The 3,261-nt window shown below is 60.1% G+C and carries 4 protein-coding genes, 1 tRNA gene and 1 pseudogene; all 6 read right to left on the bottom strand.

Translation table 11 applies throughout. From position 1 onward, the window contains the following. Positions 1-308: pseudogene (locus O2S87_RS18250) on the bottom strand (hypothetical protein); the annotation flags it as partial. A gap of 180 nt (positions 309-488) precedes the next feature. After that, positions 489-560, bottom strand: a tRNA-Thr gene (locus O2S87_RS18255). A gap of 66 nt (positions 561-626) precedes the next feature. After that, on the bottom strand, positions 627-1,334 hold the full coding sequence (locus tag O2S87_RS18260) for a DUF7114 family protein (protein WP_475410156.1): 708 nt from the start codon (positions 1,332-1,334) through the stop codon (positions 627-629). A 158-nt stretch (positions 1,335-1,492) separates the two neighbouring features. Continuing rightward, the gene (locus tag O2S87_RS18265; protein ID WP_475410157.1) at positions 1,493-2,326 is read right to left on the bottom strand and encodes an NAD+ synthase; all 834 of its coding nucleotides are present in this window, start codon (positions 2,324-2,326) and stop codon (positions 1,493-1,495) included. A 176-nt stretch (positions 2,327-2,502) separates the two neighbouring features. Continuing rightward, positions 2,503-2,946: a phage tail protein gene (locus O2S87_RS18270; protein ID WP_475410158.1), complete on the bottom strand. Its 444-nt coding sequence runs from the start codon at positions 2,944-2,946 to the stop codon at positions 2,503-2,505. Positions 2,947-2,952: 6 nt separating this feature from the next. Beyond that, positions 2,953-3,174, bottom strand: a complete 222-nt coding sequence (locus tag O2S87_RS18275; protein WP_475410159.1) for a DUF6760 family protein — start codon at positions 3,172-3,174, stop codon at positions 2,953-2,955. Positions 3,175-3,261: the final 87 nt, after the last annotated feature.

A 3,261-nucleotide genomic window follows, 5' to 3' on the forward strand; every position in this document is an offset into this window, starting at 1 on the left:
GATCGCCAGATAGCTGAGTTTGGCTCTCTTTTTGTCAACGCTACTGGATCGGTTGAGCAAATTATACTGCGGTGTCTTCGACCGATATCGATGACTGAGAGTGTGAGAATTCTTAGACAGGCTCTATAGCTGTATCCTTCGGCCTTCTTCAGGTCCTTACCCAAGGAAAGCATCCACTCAGCCAGCTCCCGCCGGTGCTCCTGATACGCGATCTCTTCTCTTGGGTTTAGATACTGCGAGGCCTTGCTTGTAACAAGGATAATGCCGTCTACTTTGTTGTCGTCACTATGCACCATGGTCTTCTCCATAACTAGAATCTAGTACTAGGGCCCACGAAAATTTATATAGATTGTCCAATGACCCTGATAAATTCCTGTAATCGCTGTACTGCGTCGGGGTGTCGTATTTGACACCGGGGTCGCGTCCTTGAGTACGAATCATGGCTGGAACGCGGAGAACGCCTCTAACCGGTGAAAACAAGTGGAAGAAGCCTAGGCCGGGATTTGAACCCGGGCTCTCGTCCTTACCAAGGACGCGCTTTACCGCTAAGCTACCCAGGCAGGCAACCAATGGTTGGCCGGATGTGTCTTTAGGGGTTTCGATTCCCGGCTGCCGCCGGGCGGTTTTTAGCTCCGATCGGAGACCGACGAGGCCACCGGGCCGTCTACCCCCTCGGACAACTCGATGAGTCGGCTCACTGTCGACTCGGGAAGGACGACCCCCGATTCGGAAAGCGGCTCGCCGTCTTCGCGGGCCAACTCGGCGGCGAACGCGAGAATGGCCTGCGAGGGGTGGGCGTCGACAGCGGTCAGACCAGCCCGCACGGCCAACGCGAGGATGTCGGCCTCCAGATTCCCGTCGAGTCTCTCGACGTCGGCGTCGGGTCGACTCCGCAAGGTTTGGTCTCGACCGAACGCCTGGACCGTCCGCACTGCGGCTTCGGCAGCCTCGGTTCTGGCGAGGAGATAGAAGCCACGGGAGACGAACACGTCGGCCGCGAGAATGTCGATATCGGCGTCGATGTCGGCCTCCACGATCTCACCGTCACCGGTGCTGTCGGTGTCGGTGCTGTCGGCGTCGACCCACGGCTCGGTGTGAGCGATCGTTCGGGTGAGTCGGAGGCCTTCGTAGATGAGTTGGACGCCCGCACTCCGCTCGGCGAGGGAGTTGAGGTCGACGTCGGGCGTGGTCGACTGGGCGCTGAGGAAGACGAGGACGCCGGGGGCCATCGAGGCCTCCGCGAGGCGGTCGAACAGCACCTCACGGAGGTGCTGGGGCTCGATGTCGGCCACGACCTCCCGTGCTGCGGCCCGAGCCCGCGCGGCGGTATCCATCTTCTGCTGATAGAACTGGAACGGACAAAGACCTTTGGAAACGCAGTACTGGCGTGTGTCGCTGTCTATGACGAAGGGCGTCTCTGATTGTTCGCAGCAAACCATTCTACACAATCCACACAATCCACACGATACCCGTCACAGATCACTTACTCACATCACAAATCAAGCGGCTCGGGTGCGGGTGGCATCGAGCGTTTGTGCGCACTCCCGTCGACCAGCGCCTCGATACGCTCGATGTCCTCCGCACTCACCCCGTCTAGCGCCCGAACCGTCGCGGCCGTCGACAGTGGGCCGTCGATATGGAGTGCCAAAATCGCGTCCAACTGGTCGTAGCCCAACCCCATCTCCTCCTCGTCGGTCTGGCCAACCCACATCCCAGCGGTCGGCGTCTGCATCACCAGATCGTGCGGCACACCGATATGAGCGGCCAACTGCCGAACCTGCTGTTTATAAATCCCACCGATCGGGTTGCAGTCGACGGCCTGATCGCCGTATTTCGTGAAGTAGCCGGTCATCGCCTCCGAGCGGTTGCCGGTCCCGAGGACGACCCGGTTTTCGGCGTTCGCCACGAAGTAGTTCAACACCGCTCGCGTCCGGACGTAGACGTTCCCGGCAGCCAACTGGCTCTCGGCGGCTTCGGGAACCGCATCGAAAACGCGGTCGGCGATCGGCTGGATCTCGATCACGTCGTACTCGATACCCAGGTCCATCGCCACGCGTTCGGCATCGCTCATATTGTCGGGATCGTTGACCGTGCTGGGCATCACGAGTCCGTGCAACCCCTCGGTCCCGAGTGCCTCGACGGCGAGATAGGCGGTCGTCGTCGAGTCGATGCCGCCAGAAAGCCCGAGGGTCGCGCCCTCTGCACCGGCGGCGTCGACGGTCTCTCGAATGAACGAGACGAGGTGCTCGCGCGTGCGATCCAGTTCCGCCTCCGACAGCCGGAGGTCGAGCGGGGCGGTTTCCGAGAGAACGGACTGACTGCTCATACCTCTATGTTGGCCCGGATCGACAAATAGGCTCGTATCCGGGCGACTCCGTCGACGTACGTCCAGTTTAAGCCGAGAGGTAAGCCGAATACGGTCGGCCGGTGGATTTCGGTCGACGAATTGAGAAAACGGTGAGTTTCGGTCCGAGCCCGGTTACAGACCGACTCGTCGGTCGACTACTCGGGCATGCCCGAGAGCGTCGAAAACCGTTCGTAGGTGAGTTCGATCGACTCGATCGCCATCCCGTTGGCGCCGCCAGTGAGATCCGGCCCGCTCCACTTGATAGGGTAGGCGTTGGTGAACTCCCAGCCCCACGCGCTGTCACCTTTAAATCCGGATTTGAGTTTGAAGACGACTGTCCGCTTGCGAATTTTCCCGCTCATCACGTCGTGGATCCAGTTCCAGAACGTCGTCTCCTTGGTCAGCCCGCGCTGCAACACGAGGTTCGCGTGGGCGAACTGACCGGGAAGCTGGTGGACGTGATCGTTGACGCCGCCCTCCTGGTAGCTGACCGTCTCGAGCTCCATCGTCAGCCCCGTGACATCCGAAAAGCCAGCGACCGGCTGGCCGTCGACTTCGAGTTCGAAGTTGTACTGCGAGTAGGGGTTGTCTGTCGGCATCAGTGCTTACCCGTCGAACTCCGGGTTGACCAGTTCGATGCCGCCGCTGTCGGTGCGGCCACCGCGGCCGCTGGGGCTGGCGCGACTGCCGGAACCGGTCTCTTGGTTGCGTTTCTCGTTGATCGTGCTGATTTCATTGCACCACCGCTGGCGTTCCCAGTGGGGCATCCGCAGTAGTTCGTCGTGGCTTGCTCCGTTTATCGCAAGACAGCTCCCGTATTGAATCACTTACATAACAAATTCTCCTGTCTGAGTCGCTGAACTGCCGAATTTCTAGATACAGACATTGCAGAAGCACCCAAACCAGACTATCCA

Source organism: Halohasta sp. A2 (assembly GCF_056175805.1).

Bases quoted from the DNA above. Each gene is read 5' to 3' on its own strand.
- O2S87_RS18260 (WP_475410156.1), bottom strand. From the start codon at position 1,334: ATGGATACCGCCGCGCGGGCTCGGGCCGCAGCACGGGAGGTCGTGGCC.
- O2S87_RS18265 (WP_475410157.1), bottom strand. From the start codon at position 2,326: ATGAGCAGTCAGTCCGTTCTCTCGGAAACCGCCCCGCTCGACCTCCGG.
- O2S87_RS18270 (WP_475410158.1), bottom strand. From the start codon at position 2,946: ATGCCGACAGACAACCCCTACTCGCAGTACAACTTCGAACTCGAAGTC.